23 protein-coding genes are annotated in these 17,832 nt (G+C 47.9%); 12 read left to right on the top strand and 11 right to left on the bottom strand.

The annotated features are described in order from the left end of the window. Nucleotides 1–31 precede the first annotated feature (31 nt). The 3 genes from FC96_RS02745 to map all read left to right on the top strand — a co-directional run bounded on the left by FC96_RS02745 (nucleotide 32) and on the right by map (nucleotide 1,953). Nucleotides 32–739 carry a zinc metallopeptidase gene (locus FC96_RS02745; RefSeq protein ID WP_054659487.1) on the top strand — a complete coding sequence of 236 codons (708 nt, stop codon included), beginning with the start codon at nucleotides 32–34 and terminating at the stop codon, nucleotides 737–739. Between the two features lie 76 nt (nucleotides 740–815). Further along, nucleotides 816–986, top strand: coding sequence for a hypothetical protein (locus FC96_RS13110; protein WP_164478853.1), 171 nt, complete (start codon nucleotides 816–818; stop codon nucleotides 984–986). Between the two features lie 175 nt (nucleotides 987–1,161). Next, nucleotides 1,162–1,953: a type I methionyl aminopeptidase gene (map, locus tag FC96_RS02740; protein WP_056941927.1), complete on the top strand. Its 792-nt coding sequence runs from the start codon at nucleotides 1,162–1,164 to the stop codon at nucleotides 1,951–1,953. Between the two features lie 77 nt (nucleotides 1,954–2,030). Here the strand turns inward: map and FC96_RS02735 are convergent, their stop codons facing one another. Beyond that, nucleotides 2,031–2,264 (bottom strand): hypothetical protein, encoded by a 234-nt coding sequence (locus FC96_RS02735; RefSeq protein ID WP_056941926.1) that lies wholly within the window; start codon nucleotides 2,262–2,264, stop codon nucleotides 2,031–2,033. A gap of 192 nt (nucleotides 2,265–2,456) precedes the next feature. Here FC96_RS02735 and FC96_RS02730 point away from each other — a divergent pair, with 192 nt between their 5' ends. Further along, a complete protein-coding gene (locus FC96_RS02730) occupies nucleotides 2,457–3,179 on the top strand; it encodes a demethylmenaquinone methyltransferase (protein ID WP_056941925.1) in 723 nt (240 codons plus the stop codon). Between the two features lie 55 nt (nucleotides 3,180–3,234). Here FC96_RS02730 and FC96_RS02725 read toward each other — a convergent pair whose 3' ends face one another. Then, entirely contained in the window at nucleotides 3,235–3,864 is a 630-nt protein-coding gene (locus FC96_RS02725; protein WP_056941924.1) for a DNA-3-methyladenine glycosylase, read from the bottom strand. Nucleotides 3,865–3,930: 66 nt separating this feature from the next. Between FC96_RS02725 and FC96_RS02720 the strand changes: the two genes are divergently transcribed. Next, nucleotides 3,931–4,287, top strand: coding sequence for a DUF488 domain-containing protein (locus tag FC96_RS02720; protein ID WP_054659166.1), 357 nt, complete (start codon nucleotides 3,931–3,933; stop codon nucleotides 4,285–4,287). Nucleotides 4,288–4,388: 101 nt separating this feature from the next. Next, nucleotides 4,389–5,498 carry a lactate oxidase gene (locus FC96_RS02715; RefSeq protein WP_056941923.1) on the top strand — a complete coding sequence of 370 codons (1,110 nt, stop codon included), beginning with the start codon at nucleotides 4,389–4,391 and terminating at the stop codon, nucleotides 5,496–5,498. Nucleotides 5,499–5,562: 64 nt separating this feature from the next. Here the strand turns inward: FC96_RS02715 and FC96_RS02710 are convergent, their stop codons facing one another. Further along, nucleotides 5,563–6,015 carry a universal stress protein gene (locus FC96_RS02710; RefSeq protein WP_054659164.1) on the bottom strand — a complete coding sequence of 151 codons (453 nt, stop codon included), beginning with the start codon at nucleotides 6,013–6,015 and terminating at the stop codon, nucleotides 5,563–5,565. An 85-nt stretch (nucleotides 6,016–6,100) separates the two neighbouring features. On the opposite strand from FC96_RS02710, the gene FC96_RS02705 reads away from it, so the two are divergent. Next, nucleotides 6,101–6,772 (top strand): DUF6198 family protein, encoded by a 672-nt coding sequence (locus tag FC96_RS02705; RefSeq protein WP_056941922.1) that lies wholly within the window; start codon nucleotides 6,101–6,103, stop codon nucleotides 6,770–6,772. Nucleotides 6,773–6,820: 48 nt separating this feature from the next. Here the strand turns inward: FC96_RS02705 and FC96_RS02700 are convergent, their stop codons facing one another. From FC96_RS02700 to FC96_RS02685, 4 genes are all read right to left on the bottom strand, one after another. Beyond that, nucleotides 6,821–7,246 (bottom strand): OsmC family protein, encoded by a 426-nt coding sequence (locus FC96_RS02700; RefSeq protein WP_054659162.1) that lies wholly within the window; start codon nucleotides 7,244–7,246, stop codon nucleotides 6,821–6,823. A gap of 73 nt (nucleotides 7,247–7,319) precedes the next feature. Beyond that, nucleotides 7,320–8,264, bottom strand: a complete 945-nt coding sequence (locus FC96_RS02695) for a phosphoglycerate dehydrogenase (protein ID WP_054659161.1) — start codon at nucleotides 8,262–8,264, stop codon at nucleotides 7,320–7,322. A gap of 213 nt (nucleotides 8,265–8,477) precedes the next feature. Continuing rightward, nucleotides 8,478–10,061 (bottom strand): BCCT family transporter, encoded by a 1,584-nt coding sequence (locus tag FC96_RS02690; protein WP_268872561.1) that lies wholly within the window; start codon nucleotides 10,059–10,061, stop codon nucleotides 8,478–8,480. Between the two features lie 279 nt (nucleotides 10,062–10,340). Further along, nucleotides 10,341–10,889: a sugar O-acetyltransferase gene (locus FC96_RS02685; protein WP_056941921.1), complete on the bottom strand. Its 549-nt coding sequence runs from the start codon at nucleotides 10,887–10,889 to the stop codon at nucleotides 10,341–10,343. Nucleotides 10,890–10,992: 103 nt separating this feature from the next. Here FC96_RS02685 and FC96_RS02680 point away from each other — a divergent pair, with 103 nt between their 5' ends. After that, entirely contained in the window at nucleotides 10,993–11,562 is a 570-nt protein-coding gene (locus FC96_RS02680) for a DUF2179 domain-containing protein (protein ID WP_054659159.1), read from the top strand. Between the two features lie 2 nt (nucleotides 11,563–11,564). Here the strand turns inward: FC96_RS02680 and FC96_RS02675 are convergent, their stop codons facing one another. Next, nucleotides 11,565–12,458: a ribonuclease H family protein gene (locus FC96_RS02675; protein ID WP_056941920.1), complete on the bottom strand. Its 894-nt coding sequence runs from the start codon at nucleotides 12,456–12,458 to the stop codon at nucleotides 11,565–11,567. Nucleotides 12,459–12,610: 152 nt separating this feature from the next. Here FC96_RS02675 and FC96_RS02670 point away from each other — a divergent pair, with 152 nt between their 5' ends. Then, complete coding sequence (locus FC96_RS02670; protein ID WP_056941919.1) at nucleotides 12,611–13,042, top strand: hypothetical protein; 432 nt, start codon at nucleotides 12,611–12,613, stop codon at nucleotides 13,040–13,042. 79 nt (nucleotides 13,043–13,121) lie between these two features. Here the strand turns inward: FC96_RS02670 and codA are convergent, their stop codons facing one another. Continuing rightward, on the bottom strand, nucleotides 13,122–14,360 hold the full coding sequence (gene codA / locus FC96_RS02665) for a cytosine deaminase (RefSeq protein ID WP_056941918.1): 1,239 nt from the start codon (nucleotides 14,358–14,360) through the stop codon (nucleotides 13,122–13,124). A gap of 112 nt (nucleotides 14,361–14,472) precedes the next feature. Between codA and FC96_RS02660 the strand changes: the two genes are divergently transcribed. From FC96_RS02660 to thiD, 3 genes are all read left to right on the top strand, one after another. Next, nucleotides 14,473–15,816 carry a TrkH family potassium uptake protein gene (locus FC96_RS02660; protein WP_056941917.1) on the top strand — a complete coding sequence of 448 codons (1,344 nt, stop codon included), beginning with the start codon at nucleotides 14,473–14,475 and terminating at the stop codon, nucleotides 15,814–15,816. After that, complete coding sequence (locus FC96_RS02655; protein ID WP_056941916.1) at nucleotides 15,809–16,486, top strand: potassium channel family protein; 678 nt, start codon at nucleotides 15,809–15,811, stop codon at nucleotides 16,484–16,486. The genes FC96_RS02660 and FC96_RS02655 overlap by 8 nt, the downstream gene beginning before the upstream one ends. 67 nt (nucleotides 16,487–16,553) lie before the next feature. Beyond that, nucleotides 16,554–17,372, top strand: a complete 819-nt coding sequence (gene thiD / locus FC96_RS02650) for a bifunctional hydroxymethylpyrimidine kinase/phosphomethylpyrimidine kinase (protein ID WP_056941915.1) — start codon at nucleotides 16,554–16,556, stop codon at nucleotides 17,370–17,372. Nucleotides 17,373–17,450: 78 nt separating this feature from the next. Here the strand turns inward: thiD and FC96_RS12825 are convergent, their stop codons facing one another. Both FC96_RS12825 and FC96_RS02645 read right to left on the bottom strand, forming a co-directional pair. Beyond that, entirely contained in the window at nucleotides 17,451–17,615 is a 165-nt protein-coding gene (locus FC96_RS12825) for a hypothetical protein (protein ID WP_156403139.1), read from the bottom strand. Further along, a complete protein-coding gene (locus FC96_RS02645) occupies nucleotides 17,615–17,830 on the bottom strand; it encodes a hypothetical protein (protein ID WP_056941914.1) in 216 nt (71 codons plus the stop codon). The genes FC96_RS12825 and FC96_RS02645 overlap by 1 nt, the downstream gene beginning before the upstream one ends. Nucleotides 17,831–17,832: the final 2 nt, after the last annotated feature.

Raw genomic sequence — 17,832 nt, 5'->3', positions numbered from 1 at the left:
TGTTACAATTTAGAAAAAAGGAGACGATAACTTGACTTCACCCATTTTTGCCCTGTTTGACCCGACTTACTTCCTCGTGATCATTGGTTTAGTGATCTCAATGGCTGCATCGGGGTACGTGAATTCCACGTTCTCAAAATACAACCGCTACCGCTCTCAGAGTGGGGTAACCGGAACGCAAGCTGCTCAGTATATCCTCCAGCAATCCGGGATCACCGACGTAGCCGTTCAAGAAATTGCCGGCAATTTAACCGATAACTATAACGGCCAGACGAAGGTTTTAAGTCTGTCACAAGCCACCGCCCAGTCTCAATCCGTCGCAGCCATTGGGGTGGCCGCGCACGAATGCGGCCATGCCGTTCAAGACGCCAAGAACTACTGGCCGATGCGTCTGCGAACCGCCATTGTCCCATTGGCCAACATCGGATCGTCCGCCTCACTCCCGCTGATTATTCTCGGCGTGATTCTTAGCTTTAATCAAACGTTGATTCACATTGGCATCTTTCTATTTTCATTTGCCCTCCTGTTTCAACTTGTGACGCTCCCCGTCGAATTCAATGCGTCGCGACGAGCCATCAACATCCTGTCAGACGGCGGCTTGTTAACCGCAGCCGAAGTCCCAATGGTGCGTCGCGTATTAACTGCAGCTGCTTTGACCTATGTGGCAGCCGCTCTTGCAACTTTTCTTCAGTTGCTCCGCCTTGTTTTGCTATTCGGTGGTAATCGTGATGATAATTAATCACCGCAAAGGATGCGATTTAGGTCGAATTGGCCTATACTTAAACTATTGAATTTTAAGAAAGCAGGCCAAGCCAATGGATCTCATCTCATATTTAAACGACCAAATTAACTTCCTAACGGACCAGTACGAACAGGCCCAAAAAGACCAAAACGTGACGATGACGTACTTGGTTGAATCCCGGTTGGACGAAGCCAAGAAAATCATGCAGGCTGTCCATGACGGTCAAATCACCAGTCTATCTTAGCCACTACGAACCCGGTTGCCTCGCATCTTAGGCTAAAAAGGTGTAAATTAGAGGGTGCATTCACGGATAGCAGTGTGGCCCAAAGTCATTAGCACTCAATCATTAACCCAACTCAATTAGTGGTTATCTATTGGAGGGTTGCTTTGGTGCGCACGTCAAAAAAGGAGCCATTACCTTGATCACATTAAAATCACCAAGAGAAATTGAAAAAATGCGCGAATCAGGCGCTGTGTTAGCCGGCGTTCATAACGGATTAAAAGAGATCATTAAACCCGGTATTAGTTCGTGGGATATTGAAAAATTCGCCCGTCATTACATTGAAGACCATGGCGCTATTGCCGAACAAATTGGCTTTGAAGGGTACAAATACGCCACCTGTGTCAGTGTGAACGAAGAAGTCGCTCACGCCATTCCACGCAAGGACTTACTCTTAAAGAGTGGTGACATTGTTGCGGTTGACATGGTGGTGAACCTAGATGGCTTCATGAGTGACTCATGCTGGACCTACGCCGTTGGAGACATCTCTGAAGAGAAGCAACACCTGATGGACGTGACCTTAAAGGCCCTGTATTTAGGGATTGATCAGGCCGTTGTGGGGAACCGCATTGGCGACATTGGTTACGCGATTCAGCAGTATGTTGAAACTGAAAATCACATGGGAGATGTGCGCGAACTGATTGGTCATGGCATTCAGCCAACCATGCACGAACAGCCTAACGTACCTCACTACGGTGAACAAGGCAAAGGATTGCGCTTGCGCGAAGGGATGACCATCACGATTGAACCCATGGTTAACCTTGGCACTTGGCGAATCTCTTCTAAACAAGTGCCTGGTGATACCTGGGAATACTACGTTTCAGCCGATGGTACGCCATCCGCTCAATATGAACATACGTTAGTCATCACAAAAGACGGTCCCAAAATTTTAACGTCTCAAGATTCTGAAATGGATGCTAAGTATCTGTAAACAACCATAAAAGGCCCGAATACCACGATCTGATTGTCAACGCATCAGATTGCCGTATTCGGGCCTTTTATATGTATCTAACGTTCTTGCCGCTCCCCTGCTCGGTTTCGGTTCATCCCGATGACAAACCGAAATACCGCTGCAACTACTGCGACAGCCAAAGCCATAACAGCAGCGCTAAGCCATGATTGGCCAAGATGTTGATAACTAACAGCTAACAAAATCAACGCACTAGCGAAAAACCACCAAGCCATGGTCCGTAGACCAGACAAAACGATAGCCCGGCTAATGGCGACATGTTTTTTATCCATCTTGATCACTCCCCCGAATGATTTGAAAGTTTTAACTTTCAAGTATAGATTACCGGAAGTTTTTCAAGCTTTCAACCATGTTGTTTAATTGTCTTCAAATATTAATATGTTTGATACCTTCAGACTACTTGGTTTCACCCCACTTTTAGAAAGGGGTATAATACAAGCAATCAGTTTAAAAGGAGTACGACAATGGCACTTACTAATCACACACCTGAAGAGAAAGTCTCGACCATGTTCAATCAAATCGCCGATAACTACGACAAAATGAACTCACTGATCAGTCTTGGTACCCATAAACATTGGCGAAAAGTGGCCATGAAACAGCTCCACGTCAAGCGCGGTGCATTTGCCATTGACGTTTGCTGCGGCACCGGTGACTGGACCATCGCCCTTGCTGAAGCCGTAGGACCTGCAGGCCACGTAGTTGGTCTAGATTTCAGTGAAAAAATGCTCGAAATCGCTCGGAAAAAGGTCATTTCAGCTGGATTTCAAGACCGTGTTACCCTTGTTCAGGGCGACGCAATGCACTTACCGTATGATGATCGCACATTTGACGTCGCAACAATCGGCTTTGGCCTTCGAAACGTTCCTGATGCCAATCAAGTGCTTCGCGAATTATACCGCGTGATTGTGCCAGGCGCTTTAGCCGCTTGCCTGGAGACCTCACAACCCACCCAACCGGTTGTTAAACTCGGTTGGCAGGCCTACTTCAACCTGGTGCCTAAAATGGCTAAACTAGCAGTTAACAAGGAAAAAGAGTACGCCTATTTACAGAAAACGACGGCTGAGTTTGTTTCTGCTGAAAAGCTGGCAGACATGTTCAGTGCCGCCGGATTCAAAGCCGTTCATTATCGCACGTTCGACCTTGGTGCCGCCGCATTACACATCGGTGCCCGGCCCTATAAACCTTAACCCTCAAAGCCACCGGATGAGCCGTTCAGCGCTCAAGATACCGGTGGCTTTTAGTTTAGGCTTGCCAACCATGGTTTTTCTGGTCAACGTCTCGCTTCAACATCTTTGAAACATACGGATTGCCTGCCACGTAAAACCGGTATGGCGCATCCGTTGAATTTCCTCGCTGGCTCACCCCGATGCGGGCAGTCGTTGCGATTCTAGCAGGTACTCGCCCACCCACGAGTTTCAACTGTAACGGGCCAGCGTTTAAGAGCTGGCGGTTTAAGGCTTTATCATGAATGCCAAAAGCCGCCATCAACTTCCCAGGGCCGTTCGAAATTTCCGGGCCTGTTTTGCCTCGCATTGCCGCCATCTGTGCAACCCCAATGGTTGGCTCTAACCCGCGGATTAACACGCCCTGAGGATTATCCTTTTCCTGAACCGCAATATCAAAGAGGTACTGACCGTGCCGCGAATAAATGTAGATTGTGCCTGGCTCATCATACAAAGCCTCGTTAGCAGGACTACGGTGACCCCCATAAGCGTGGGCGGCAGAATCTTTTGGTCCCAGGTAAGCCTCTGCTTCCACAATCAAGCCACCTACCGGGCCACTTGGCCCTTCATAAATCAGCTGCTTTCCAAGCACTGCTTGGGCAATTTCTGGCGTGGGGCGGCCACTAAAAAAATCAGCTAATGCGGTCATCAACTTTCCTCCTTAACAATTTAACGTTCTAACTGTAATATTAATCATGAAAAGGGGGAAACGCAAATGGCAATTAAAATTGAACGAATTTACACGAAGCCCGCCGATCTGTCCGGGTACCGAATTCTGGTCGACCGGGTCTGGCCCCGTGGTATTTCAAAGGAAAAGGCCGCTTTGGACGACTGGTTCAAAACCATCGCCCCAACAAAAGAACTTCGGCAATGGTTTAACCACGAACCTGAAAAATTTCCGGCCTTTAAAACACGCTACCTAGCTGAAATTAAGGCTAACCCCGACAGAGCCGCTTTCGAGCAACTTGTGGCGGATCACGCTAAGGATGGCGACGTCATTCTCCTATATGGGGCCAAGGACGAGACGCATAACCAGGCCGTCGTACTGCAAGAATACCTCACCGGCCTTTAAAAAAAACGCCCAAAATAAGACGTTTCCGTTGACTTACTTTTAGTAAGTGATGTAGAGTGTATTTGTTAATTCAAAACGAACTTTATTGGAGGCGCCATATTATGGCAATTATTAATGGTTACGAACAAAGCGAAAACGAAAAAGAACTAGACATTTTAAACTTACCGTCACTAGAGGCCCAAGCTAAGGAAATTATCCCAAAGGGTGGTTTTGGCTACATTGTCGGCGGTTCTGAAGACGAATGGACACTGCACGCAAACCGGTCGGCATTTACCCACAAGCAGATTGTTCCGAAGGCCCTCAGCAACATTGAAAATCCATTAACTGATACATCGGTCTTTGGATTGAATCTCAAAACCCCAATTATGATGGCACCAGCTGCAGCTCAAGGCCTCGCTCACGTGAAGGGTGAAGTTGATACGGCTAAGGGCGTTGCTAGCGTGGGCGGCCTCATGGCTCAGAGTACTTATTCTTCAACGTCAATCGCTGATACGGCAGCAGCTGGCGATGGCGCCCCACAGTTTTTCCAACTCTATATGAGTAAGGACTGGACGTTCAACGAATCACTCCTAGACGAAGCTAAAAGAGCTGGCGTTAAAGCGATTATTTTAACGGTTGATGCAACTGTCGATGGCTATCGTGAAGAGGATATCGTTAACCATTTCCAATTTCCAATCCCAATGGCCAACCTGACGAAGTTTAGCGAAGGTGATGGCGCAGGTAAGGGAATCGGCGAAATTTACGCGGCTGCGGCTCAAAAAATCGGCCCAGACGACGTTCGTCGAATTATTGAATACACCGATCTCCCGGTCATCGTGAAGGGGATCGAATCAGCTGAAGATGCCCTGTATGCTGTCGGAGCCGGTGCTGCCGGGGTTTACGTTTCTAACCACGGTGGTCGTCAGTTGAATGGTGGCCCGGCTAGCTTTGACGTCTTAGAAGACGTAGCCAAGGCGGTTCACGGTCGGGTTCCGGTGATTTTTGACTCCGGCGTTCGGCGGGGTTCTGACGTCTTTAAGGCGTTGGCTTCCGGAGCCGACTTAGTCGCCATCGGACGACCAGCCATTTACGGCTTGGCTTTGGGTGGTGCTCAAGGCGTGGCTTCCGTCTTCAACCACTTGAACGACGAATTGAAGATCATTATGCAATTAGCCGGAACTCAAACAATTGAAGACGTTAAGCACGCACCATTATTAAACATTCGCTACTGATACCGATAACAAAAAAGCTGTTAGGCCAACGCCTAACAGCTTTTTTAATTCATCCGAGTCTAATTTACCGAACAACAATTACGGATATCGGTGCCTTCTTGGCCAATCTAAGACTGACCGCACCTGCCACCCGATGCGCCGTAAATTCTGTATCGGCGCCACAGACAATCAAATCAGGATGAAAGTCAGGTAAAGCCTGTTCTAAGATAACATCATCAACATCGCCGCCTTCAGCAATGAAGCCCGTCACATTCTTAGCCCCCGCCACCTGGGCTTGGCTCACATAACCATCCACAACTGTCTGCAACTGTTCACGTTTTTCGTCGAGTTTAGCCGGCATCATGGAATCATAAATGTTAATATCGTGATTTTCGATGACCGAACAAATGCCCAACTCAACGTTTGCGCTTTGAGCAAGTGTCACTGCATATCGAAAGGCTCGTTTGGTTGAGGCGCTATCGTCCTCGTCAATCGTCAATAAGATGCGGTTAAAAACTAAGGGTTCAAATACTGTCATAATCGTGATTTCCTCCATGCTTAACGCCAAAATTTGCTACAATGATAATAATTGTTAATTGGAACTAAAGGAGCTGACAGACGACATGTACTATCCTGACGATCGCCCAACTGGGCTGGGTCAGATTATCCTGCTTTGTATCTCAATTCTCATCAATTCACTTGGCAACGCACTGACCGTGTCGCTTAACCTTGGGAGCGCCCTTTGGACAGCCTCAGCGGTCAACCTGGGCCACCTATTTTCAGTTTCACTCGGCAACATGCTCCTATTCGAAGGAATTGCGGTTATTTTAGCCAATGCCTTGCTCCTACGAAGTATTGACTGGCACCGGATGATTGGTAACCTCATCTTCATGATCCCCTTCAGCTACCTAGTAGGCGGGCTAACCCGGCTCTTGGTGGTGACTGGAATCCAATCTCTGCCGACTTGGCTAGCGGTTATCATTGACGTGGTCGGTGTCATGATGATTGGCGCTGGAATCTCAATTTATCAGCGCATTAACATCGTGCTTCATCCCAATGACGACCTCATGCAGATTCTACGTTTTCGCTACCTTCACGGCAATCCGATCATCGCTCAGTTTGTCGCCTACTTGCCGCCCATTATCTTAATTGTGAGTTGCTTTTTTATCAGCCAGGCCATTTGGGCTGTGAACGTTGGCACCTTGGTCTCTCTGCTATTCCAAGGGACCTTTATCGGCATTAGCGACCGGCTCCTCTTTCCCCGACTCAAACACCAAAAGTTGTTTCAAGCCTAATAAAAGCCAAGGCACTTATGCCTTGGCTTTTATTATCTCACACTGAGATTAAAACTCAAATTGGTCAACAACCGTAAAGGTCACATTACTGTTTGCCTTGATCAATTTCGCAACGGGGCAGCGGTCCTTGGCTTCTTCGACCAGCGCCTCAGCCTGATCGTGAGCAACCCCTTCCATCAAGATCTGGATGCGTAAAATAAACGCATAGCCTTCGCCGTCCTTCACCATGTCAACCCCGGTGTGGACCACACTCTTGTGGGGTAAATTATGGCTCCGCTCAACCAACTCAAGGGTGCCGTTAAAACAAGTGCTGACCGTTAACCCAATCAACTGTTCAGCATTTGTTCCGGCCCCCTTCACCAGCGAACTTGAAACCCCTAATGCTAACTGCTCATTACCACGAATAAAGCTAACGCCACTTAATCCCTTTTCATTTACCGCTTCAGCATGATACAAAGAACCTTCAACTGTCATTGGCTTGGACCTCCTTGCATATTTAACGCAAGTGTAACCGCTTTCCTTGACCAAATCAAGCCATGAGACTCCTTTAAACCGGCTTATTAACCGCCCATTTTGGTGTGTGACCTGATAGGACATCTGCCACCATTTTGGAAGCCCCCATCGCCATATTCTGGTGCGCTTCAAGGGTATTGGCTGCAGTGTGCGGGGTCAGGTAAACGTTATCGAGACCAAATAACGGACTAGTCGCGGGTAACGGTTCTTGAGTGAAGACATCGAGTGCTGCGCCGCCAATGGCGTGATTAGACAGCGCTTGAATCAATGCGGGCTCGTCAAGAATACTGCCTCGCGCCAGGTTAACCAAAATCGCAGACGACTTCATCATCGCAAATTCTTTTGCGCCAATTAATTTTTCCGTCTCGGGAACCGCTGCCAAGTGAACCGTAATAAAATCTGATTCGCGAAATAACGTCTCCCAGTCAACATACGTGCCGTCTTCGGTTGGTTTTTGCGTCCGATTATAAATCAACGTTCTACCACCGAAGCCCCGCAACATCTTGGCAACCATTTGGCCGATGTTGCCGTAGCCTACAATGCCGACGGTAGCGCCTGATAATTCACGCCCCATCACACCGCCACCAAACGTGGCATTTTCACCCTGACGCATGGCTTCCGTCACCTGAACGGCGTGCTTAGCCATAATTAACATATCGGTCACGGCTGATTCAGCCACACTAACCGCGTTAGCGCCGGGCGTATTCGTGACCCAAACGCCTTTGGTGGCCGCAAAATCAGCGTCGATGTTGTCATAGCCAACACCGTAGCGAGCGAGCACTCTTAAATTGGGCAATTGATCATATAGCGTATTGGGAAATGGTGCTACAAGCATCACAATTCCCGCGACATCTGGAGCTGCACTCAAAATGGCATCCGGTGTCGGATCAGCGACTTCAATCACGTCATAACCCTGTTTTCGTAAATAGTCATCCGTCAATGCGATACTGTTCGCTGGAACGATCACTTTTTGTGTCATGAAAACGTCCTCCTCTTTATTGTCACATTATACGCATTTCTGTTATGGAAACCCACCGAAAATGCTTCAAAATATGGCGGCTTCAGTCGATCCTAATTGCTGCTAGCCGCAAATAAGCCATTCAAAGCCAAGAAAAAAGGGGCCCTGAAAAACTCAGGGCACCCTAGTTATTAACATCAGTTAACGATTCATCAAGTTTGATTTTTAAGATCATTAATTATTCTGAGTCGCTTCGCTAATGCGCGTTGGCGGTAAAATTAACCGGCCACGAATTGCGGCTCGACGCTCCACTGTTGGTTGCGGTCGAACCGGATGTGGATTGGGAACAAAGACCAATTCGGAATCGCGCTTGACCAACCGGTATATCGAAACCAAAACAATCGCGCAGACACCAATCAATGGTAATCCGGCAATAACTGAGATGGTTTGAATGACCTGAAAGCCACCAACGAGAACGAGTGAAAAGGCAAAAATCATAAAAACAACAACCCAGGTCATCCGGTTAAACCGGCTGGGTTCACGATTCTTCAGCGGCGTACTGGTGAACGACGACAGGATATAGGCGGATCCAGAAATCGTCGTCGCTAAGAAAATAAAGCATGAAAGACAGTAAGCCAACGTCATCAATTGCTTCATTGGCAGCGTCCCAATGACCGTTGCAATAACCGCAGCTTGACCTTGCGTATTGAGAATATGAACTAAGTTGAAGACGCCGTTTTCTTGCAACCACAAAGCGTAACCACCCATGACTGCGTAAAACAAAGCACATCCCGTGAAACCGTACAGCATCATGCCACCAAGTAATTGGCGAATTGTCCGACCCCGCGAAATTTTCGCAATAAACAGCCCCATGACAGGCATGTAAGACAACCACCAGCCCCAATAAAACAACGTGTTTTGCTGAGTCGTACTTGGTGTGACATCCGTTGCTAGCGGAATAAAGTGCGTGACCAACTGACCCAAACTCTGCACTTCATTACCAATTAAGTAACGGGTTGGCCCGGCCAGTAGAATCAATACCAAAAAGCCAATGGCCAGCCAAATGTGCGCCATACTCAACCGGTCAATTCCACCATTTAATCCCTTAAATACCGTGAAGGCAAAAAGGCCAAACAACACGACGAATAAGGCACTTTCAAGCGGTAAACCAAACTTAATGCCAGTGGCACTTGAGAATGCTCTAGCCGTAATCGGCACTTCCATCCCGATTGAACTACCAACGCCACCAATGATGCCAACGACCACCAGAAAGTTCACTAGCCCGCGCAACAGTTTCTTGACCGAATTGTCACCAGCCAAGATGTCAAGCCCGTCACTAAGCTTTTGAATCGGCCGGTTGCGCCGGTACATCAGGTAGCCGATTAAGATTGCGGCTGGCGCAAACATCATCCAAGCCATCGGTCCCCAGTTAAACTGCCCCAACATGGTCCCAGCAATGTAGGCCCCATGGGAAAACGGTTTAAGGTGAAACGGCGGTGTTTGAATGACCTGTAACGGGTCGGTAATCGATAACATCATAATACTTGCATCGATTGCCGTAGCGAACACCATAGCGCCCCACTTAAATCCACTATAGACTGGCTCATCGTCCGGATGCCCGATTTTAATCTTACCGAACTTACTGATGGCCAGACCAATTAAGAAGACAAAGTTGATAATGTAAATTCCGAGAAACAACCAGCCCATCTTGAGATCAATCACATGAAGAAAATCGGTCAGTGGCCCTCGTAGACCTTGCCCACCAATCATCAACGCAACAGTTGCCAACAAGAACAGACCAACGGTAGGAATATACACCCACTTGTTGATAAACTTGCTTCTTAAAATAATAATCCTCCTCTAATACTCTCTTATACCCAACTTGTGGACAAATTAGCCCCTAAGCCGGTGGGTATTTTCAGCCAAGCACAACTCAATATACAAAAAAACGCTGTTCAGATCTTAAAGACCACCTGCAACAGCGTTTCTGCAACAAATTGCCATTCTCCAAAGACTCTTGGTTGAATTTACGAATTTCATTATACACGTTTTCTTAAATAAGTAAAATCGAGATGGATAATAAGCAAAACCCTATTTTTATAGATGTTTAATAATTCGGGCTGGATTGCCCGCGATGACAACATCGTCACCAAATGATTTGGTCACCACGGACCCGGCGCCGACCACAACGTGGTTGCCGAGGGTCACGCCAGGTAATACAGTGACCCGGCCCCCAAACCAGCACGAATCTCCAATAGTAATGGGCGCTCCCAGTTCAACATCCGCATCGCGTTGCTTGTAGTCCAGCGGATGAACGGGCGTGTACAGCCCAACGTTGGGGCCGAAATAACAGTGACTCCCAATTGTAATTGGACACGTATCCAAGAACGTCATGTCATAATTGCCATAAAAGTGATCGCCAATGTGAATGTTAAATCCATAATCAAACTTAAAATCAGCTTCCACAAAGAAATCCGCACCCGTGTCTTCAATCAGCGCCTTGTAGCCCTCATTGCGTTTCGTGTTATCTGGCTCGGCGTTAATTACCGCCAATTTTTTGCGCATTAAGACGCGCCGTTCAATCAACTCTGGGTCAAACTGATTATACGGCTCGCCCGCCGTCATTTTTTGCCGTTCTGTTTTCATTCTAGGTTAAAACCCCTTTCAACGTCATTCTACCACAGAGCGAGTTACTTTTATCCGTTCGTCAAAGTGATAAACTAAACGTTAAATGAAAGGGGCGTTGACTTTGAAACTTGCGATAACGATTTTTCTATTAAATGCACTTTATATTACCTTAAACACCTTCCGAACTATGCTGGTGGTTCGCCGACAGCGCCTGTGGGCCCCCCTACTCGCCGTGGTCGAAGAACTCGTCTACGTGATTGCCTTAGCCATTGCGTTGCAAAACATCAACTCACCCGTTAATGTGGCCGCCTACACCATCGGCTTCGGGATTGGGATCTACTTGGGAATCTTAATTGAAGATCGTATCGCGCTGGGTTACGTCAACTTTCAAGTCACGGTCGAAATCGACAATGATAGTCCCGACTATCAGCGCAATAAGCAATTGCCTGAAGATATCCGAAATCAAGGTTACGGAGTCACCGAAACCTGGGGCTACGGCCGGAACGGGTCGCGACTCATCATGAGTATCTTGGCGCCGCGCCGGGCCGACCACCGCTTGATGACCCTCATTCGCGAGCTGGCTCCAAACGCCTTCGTCATGGTTAACGAACCGACCGAACTATCCGGCGGGTTCTGGAGCAAGGAAGTGGATCAACGATTCCGAAAGGCAGTGAATCGTGACCGGAAATAGGGCTAGTCAATGTCTTTGAATAGATCCAGTTGAGACAGTGCTTTTTCAATATCACCAACCGACTTCTGAACGTCTGGCGTCATCGGCTCGGCCTGAGTAGGCTTCGTCGTTGGCGCTTTTTTTGGTGGCGTTGGCTTGGTTGCACTGATTTTGGTGCTTGGGGTTGGCTTAGCAGTCGGCGCTGATTGGGCCCCGCCAGTCCCCATATGGTCCATGGTTTGATTCAATAATTCGTCAACAAAGACGTTTCCTGCATTGTCTGCGTGCCCCTTTGTCCAGCTAAAGGTCAAATTCGGGAACTGGGGTAACAGCTGGTCTAGCGTTCGCCACAATTCGGCGTTTTTCAGCTCACCAGCTGACCGTTGCCACCCGCGGCGTTTCCAACTCTTTAACCAGCCCTTGGTAACAGCGTCTAGGACATACTTGGAGTCCAAGACCATGGCAATTTCTGCTTTGGTCTGACCGAGTGCTTTGAGTTTTTGGAGGGCTTTTATGAGGGCCATGATTTCCATGCGGTTGTTGGTTGCCCCCCACTCACCACCGGTATCGGCGACAACCCGCCCGGCTAGTTCGAGACGGTACGCCCAGGCCGCTTTGTCACCTTGCCGAACATGCCCGTTTTTAACGTTCCCGGTGTTTCGCGATCCACCATCTGAATACCCAATAATCACATCACCGGCAGCGTGCCGGTCGGCTGACCGGGCCGCTGCCGGTTGCTTGCTCAGCGGTTGAGCCGCCGCTTCTTTTAGGTAGGCCATTGCCTCTTCTCGAGTCGTAAATCCCTTGTATTTAGCACCCGGAAACCCGTCTACCTGGGCCTTTGTCTCGTCCCACGTCGTAAATAGTCCTGTCTTGCGTCCAGCTTTAACGGCGTATACTTTTTTCTTACCAGCCAATTCAACCGCTCCTTTAGTTAGTAAAATCTTATTAAGAAACAAATATGTAAACGTAAATCATTCTCATTTAAACTATAATATGCTAAAGTTATTGGTAGAGCAATCATCGTTAGTATCGACTCAGTTACCACAATCGCATAGGGGGATCTCAGATGTCAGAAGTCCGCGCAAATTTAATTACCCTTGACGAAGCCCGCGCCCTTCTCAAGGAATCCAAAAGCCAAAAAGACGAATTCATTCCAAAACTAGCGACAACCGGCCAGTATATTTTACCTGACTATCGTCTCACTCGGAAGCGTGAAGCGTTCAAAATTCGCAAACACATTTTCCTCAAACGGCAGTATAAGTCCTATGTTGCCTTTGATTCAGAAAACGGTCAAACCCTTTGGATGCATAATTTTTCAAGTCTCAGTCAAGCGTTGTTCTGGTTGGCGACCGGGTTAAAGCCTGGTGATTCCGACTCCTCGATGTCTTTTAAAGACTGGATGGATCACAACCAAGACCAGATTGACGAGTTAAAAAATGAACTTCGCGATCTGCACAAAGCGCACGCCAAGAAAAAGGTACCCACAAAAAAGCACTAATTAAGTAAAGCCAGCCAATCTTAATGGCTCCCGTCAAGTTGACAGGACCCATTAAAATTGGCTGGTTTTTTTGCGGTACTTAGTCAAAAAAAGTTGAGACTTGTTGGGGCTGGGTCTCGACAACCACCCGCCCATTATGAATTGATAGCAACACTTCTGCCCGTTCATTTAACGCATCGTAGAAGTTTTTACGATTCATCAGGATGCAATTAGCTGGTTTTCCTTCTTCAATACCGTAGTGATCCAAAATGTGCATTGCTTTGGCACCGTTAGTTGTCACAAAGCGGTATGATGACCTAATTTGGTCGTAGCCCATCGTTTGCGCCACGTGCAAGCCCAAATGAAGTGGGTCAAGCATGTTACCGTCCCCCATCGGGTACCACGGGTCCTTAATATCATCTTCACCAAAGGCCACGTTGATCTGATCCGCCGCTAATTCCTTAACCCGGGTCATGCCACGCCGCTTGGGATACGTGTCAAACCGGCCACCAAGAAAGGTGTTGACTAACGGGTTCGCAATCATGTTGATGCCTGACATTTTAAGTAACCGGAACAACTTATAAGCGTAGGCGTCGTTATATGAGCCTAAAGCCGTCGTGTGACTCGCCGTCACAGCATCCCGCATTCCCGACTCGTAAGCAATGGTTGCCAACGTTTCAAGTCCGCGCGCTGCCGGATCGTCAATCTCATCACAGTGAACATCAATCAGTTTATGGTATTTTTCGGCAAGATCCTCCACAAAATGTAGCGATTCAACGCCGTACTCACGGTTAAATTCGAAGTGGGGAATCCCACCCAAGGCGTCGACCCCCATCTCAGCCGCCTTAGTCATGAGCGCCTTACCATTTGGAAATGACAGGATGCCTTCCTGTGGAAAGGCGACAAGCTGCAATTCGATGAAGTCTTTCACTTCTTCGCGGACTTCCAGGAGGGCTTTAAGCGCCGTCAAATTAGGATCCGTAACATCAACGTGGGAGCGAACAAACTGGGTACCATGACTCGCCTGCTTCTTCAGTGCTTGCGTGGCTCGTTGTTTCACATCTTCAATCGTCAGCTTCTGCTTTCGGGCTGACCAGATTCGAATCCCGTCAAATAACGTCCCAGACTGATTCCATTCCGGATCACCGGCTGTCAACGTTGCATCTAAGTGGACGTGAGGATCAACAAAGGGTGGCAGCAACAGCTTGTGATGACCATCAACGACCTTTTCATTGCCAGACGGTTCCAAATGATCGGCAATCGCTTTAAATTGCCCTTCCTCAATCCGGACGTCCTTTGGTTGTTCTTGATTTTCAATGGTGACAGATTTAATTAACACGTTAAACCCTCCCAGTTCTTATTCGGTACATTATACCACTGCGCACCAGAACCATTGAAGGCGTTTTCGACATGCCGTATACTAAATATATCAATCAGAATGGAGAACGCGCGTGATTAATCTAAATAAGCGTCACTTATCGCTTCCAAAAGCCCTGACTCTTGGATTTTTGATTATTATTTTAATCGGAACAGTTTTGTTAACGTTGCCCCTTTCCACGCAATCGGGCCATTCAACGTCCGCTATGACCGCCTTATTTACAGCCACCAGCGCGACATGTGTAACTGGCTTGACCCTCGTCAACACAGCCCTCCATTGGTCCTTGTTTGGACAACTCGTTATTTTAGTTCTCATGGAGATCGGTGGTCTCGGATTCATGACCTTTACCGTTATCTTATTTTTCTTCATGCGCCGTCGATTACGGCTCTCCACGCGACTGCTGGCCCAAGAATCCTTAAACCTCGAAAACTTATCGCAACTGTCCCTGATTCGTCTCATCATCGTTCTTGCCATGATTATCCAGCTTACCGGAACGGCTTTGCTCTTTGCGGATTTTTATCCCCGATACGGGTTAGTTCGTGGGCTATGGTTTAGCTTATTTCACGCGGTTAGCGCCTTTTGTAACGCCGGATTCGATTTATTCGGGAACAGTCTTGAATCGTTTGCTAACGACCCTTACCTTCTCAGTGTGATGGCCGCTCTGATCATCGCCGGATCATTTGGCTTTCTGGTTTGGCAGGACCTGTTGCTATACCGCAAACGTCACCGTCTCAGCCTTCACACCAAGCTAGCGATGGGCACTGGTGGCATTATCACCATCATTTCAGCTATCATCTACTTTTTCTCGGAAAATAATCTTGGGCAATTGAGCCATCAACTGTCGGCCTCTAACCGATTCATGAACACCATTTTTATGGCCATCACCCCACGAACCGCGGGATTAGTCACCATTCCTTATAGTCACCTCTCAATTGCCGGGATAGCCATTACCATGTTCTTGATGTTCGTTGGGGGGACGCCAGGCTCTACAGCCGGTGGTGTTAAAACCACCACAATTGGGCTACTGGCGCTCCAGAGTATCGCCACGTTGCGTGGCCGCAAAGACACGGAGCTCAACCATCGTCGATTTACCCAGGAAAATGTCTTACGAGCATTAACGTTAATTTTTGTGGCCATTACCATCTTGGCCATTGCCATCCTAATTTTGGCAGCCACACAGCCTATCCCCAAAACGTCGGGAATCGAATACGTCACTTTTGAGGCTTTTGCCGCCTTTGGAACATCTGGTATTTCTCTAGGCCTAACGCCGCACCTCACGCTTCTTGGCAAGGTCCTCATCATGGCCCTCATGTTCATTGGTCGGGTCGGCATCTTCACCGTCATGTTTTCAATTTTAAACGCGGATCACAAGCAAAAAGGCTACCGCTACCCAGAGGAGAGTGTGCTCATTGGTTAAACTACAAAAACGCGAAAACTATGCCGTCATCGGTCTCGGCCAGTTTGGAAGTGCCATCTGCGAATCGCTGGTAGAAGCCAAGCAGGAAGTCCTGGCCATCGATATTGACGAAGAAACGGTCAACACCTATTCCCACATGGTGACCCGAGCCGTGATTGCAGATGCTCAGGAGGAAGAAACCATGAAAGAACTGGCCATTGGCAGCTTCGATCACGTCTTTATTTCAATCGGGTCCAACATTCAAGCAAGCATCATGGCGACTTTACTTGCCAAGGAGCTCGGCGCAAAAGACGTCATCTGTAAGGCTGAGAATGCCAGTCACGCGCGCGTCTTAGAGAAAATTGGGGCTGATCAAATTGTTCAGCCAGAACGGGACATGGCTCGTCGAATCGTCTTTCACCAACTGCAACCCAATATCGTGAACTATCTGGTGTTAAACGCTCAGGTGACACTGGCCGAGGTCAAGGTTGACAGTCCCGATTTTATCGGCAAAAGTATCGATCAACTTCAACTTCGAAATAAATACCACGTCAACGTGATTGCCATTACCCGCAATGGTAAGGTCAATACCTCGCCAGCGCCCAGCGATATTCTCCGCGAAAACGACCTTGTCGCGGTGGTTGGCGAAACTAACGATGTCGAACAATTTAACCTTGATGCCAATCCATAACAGTTCTAGTGCGCCCATTTAACGTTTTTTGTGATAAAGTAGACCCAACCGGTAAAGGAGGAATTTGATGGCAAATGAATATCCACAAGCTATGACCATTGCGGGCTCCGATAGTGATGGCTCAGCAGGCATGCAAGCAGATCTACATACTTTTTTTACGCGGGGTGTTTACGGCATGTCCGTCATGACGACCGCAGTGGCCGGAAATTCGTATGGCATTCACGCCAGCGTTTCGTTACCCACAGACTTCATTGACCAAGAATTTGCCGACGTTGCCGACGATTTTGAGGTTCGGGCAGCTAAGACAGGGATGTTAGCCGATTCGACACTAATCAAAACGGTGGCGAAAAACGTCACTCAATTTGACTTTGGCCCGCTCGTCGTGGACCCCGTCATTATGACCAAGCACGGGAACATGTTGCTGGAAGAAAGCGCCTTTGAAACACTACGAACTGACCTAATTCCCCTCGCCACCGTCATAACCCCGAACTTTTACGAAACCCAAAAGCTGGCAGAAATGACCCTTGAATCAGAGGATGACATGGTCAAAGCCGCCCGAAAGCTCCAACTGATGGGGGCCAAAAATGTCGTGGCTAAGGGTTACCACCAAGACGCTGATCAATCCGAGGTTCGCGACTACGTCTTACTTGAATCCGGTACCGGGTTTTGGCTTAGCGAGCCTTACCACCACACCGACCGCGTTAATGGAACTGGGGATTCGTTATCCGCTTGCATCACAGCTGAAATTGCCAAGGGCACAAGTGTTGAGGCCGCAATTCGAACAGCGAAAAAATACGTTAATATCGCAATCGGCAACCCGATTGAGGTGGGTCATAAATTTGGCCCCATCAACCATTGGGCCGCCCAAGACGAGATGAACCGGTAATTTTAATTCTAACAATCACCATTCAAAAAGTGCTAGGTAGTTGCGATTGCAACTACCTAGCACTTTTTGTAATCGGCATTACCGACGTTGGCTAAACATCGAGTACCCAATCATGTAGAACCCCATCACGATCCGAAGAACCAGCATCCCGAAATTAAACCATTCGGGGAAGCAAGACATATTATCATCGCTCACTGAGATTGCCACTGGGAAGCACAACAAGCCCACCCAAAATTGCCACATTAAGAATGCTTAACGGTTTGATTTTCTTTTTTTCGGTCCTGCTTAATAATTAACCCAGCTATCAGACCGTATACCCCACTAATAAACAGGATAACGTTGATATACCAAAACGGATTTGATAGATCAACCCGCCAGAAAATATCTCGATTTGTTATCGTCAGAATAATACCGACCCAGAAATCAAAGCTTTTATAAAATCGATAATTAAAATGCATGC

This window comes from Secundilactobacillus kimchicus JCM 15530, assembly GCF_001433995.1.
GTDB classification, from domain to species: Bacteria; Bacillota; Bacilli; order Lactobacillales; family Lactobacillaceae; genus Secundilactobacillus; species Secundilactobacillus kimchicus.
Note: the sequence above shows the minus strand (reverse complement) of the source record. Positions and strands in the feature narration are given on the sequence as shown.